The organism is Bradyrhizobium sp. MI1.4 (assembly GCF_055811315.1).
This window is the reverse complement of the sequence record NZ_JBVVPP010000054.1, coordinates 1-994: the sequence shown is the minus strand read 5'-3', so window position 1 is coordinate 994 and position 994 is coordinate 1. Positions and strand designations below refer to the sequence as shown.

General features: G+C 68.8%; 1 protein-coding gene. It reads right to left on the bottom strand.

From position 1 onward, the window contains the following. Positions 1–798 (bottom strand): cache domain-containing protein (locus AC0L23_RS33475; protein ID WP_473357959.1); only part of this gene is annotated, 798 nt, incomplete at its 3' end. Positions 799–994 lie beyond the last annotated feature (196 nt).

Sequence of the window (994 nt, the reverse complement as noted above, 5' to 3'; positions counted from 1 at the left end):
TCGGCGGGCGCGGTGGGTCTTCCCGAAAAAACCCCTCTGGGGCCCCCCCCGCGCCGCTCCGGGGGTGGTGGCGCGCTTGGCCTCCCGTCCCGTGACGCCGCCGCGGGCGGCGCGGCCGTAATCGGCCGCATCGAAGAAGCTCTTCCCCTTCAGCGTGCCGCCGAACAGCTTGAAGCCGCCGCCGTCCGCGAGATGGAAGGCGATGTCGACATGGCGGTTGGTCTTGAAATCGTCGAGGAAGGACTGGCCGAAGGTCAGGCCAAACTCCACTGAGCCGAGATGCTTGCCGCCTTGCGCGATCGGCACGACGCCGCGGATGCCGAGCCCAGCCAAGCCGCCCTCGAGGCCGACCACGACCTTGCGCTCCTGGTTGGCCATGATCACGGTTTTGCGGAAGCCCGAGAGGTCGTCGCCAAATTTAGCAGGCTGGTGCACGCGCAGGAACGAGGTCGCGGGCGCCACGTGGAACTGGAACTGTTCGACGCCGTACTCCGATTTGGTCGCAGCAAACACCGGCCCGAACAGGCTGATCAGGGCATTGCGATCCTGTTTGGCCATCGCGTCCTGCGTTGCCGGCATCGCGGCGACGACGGCGCTCATGGCGGCGGCGCGCTGGGATTCCTCGGCAATTCGCGACTGGAGCGCGTCGTAATGACTGCGAAGCTCGCGCTGGTCGGCCCGGTCGATGATGCCGGAAATGATCCACATCGCCCCGAGCACGGCGAACAGGGCGGTCGCCGCCGCCGTCACCGCCAGCGCAACCGTGATCCGCATCCTGAGGCCGAGCGTGAAGCGCATGTCCGACTCGTTCGTTGAGCGTTGATTAAGGAGACCTATCAACTTCTCGCTAAGAGAGGGTGAACGGGATGCCGGCCGAGCGGGTGCCTTCGGGGGTGACGGAGTGACCAAAGAAGTCTGGTGGGGGGGGGGGGGGGGGGGGGGGGGGGGGGGGGGGGGGGGGGGGGGGGGGGGGGGGGGGGGGGGGGGGGGGGGG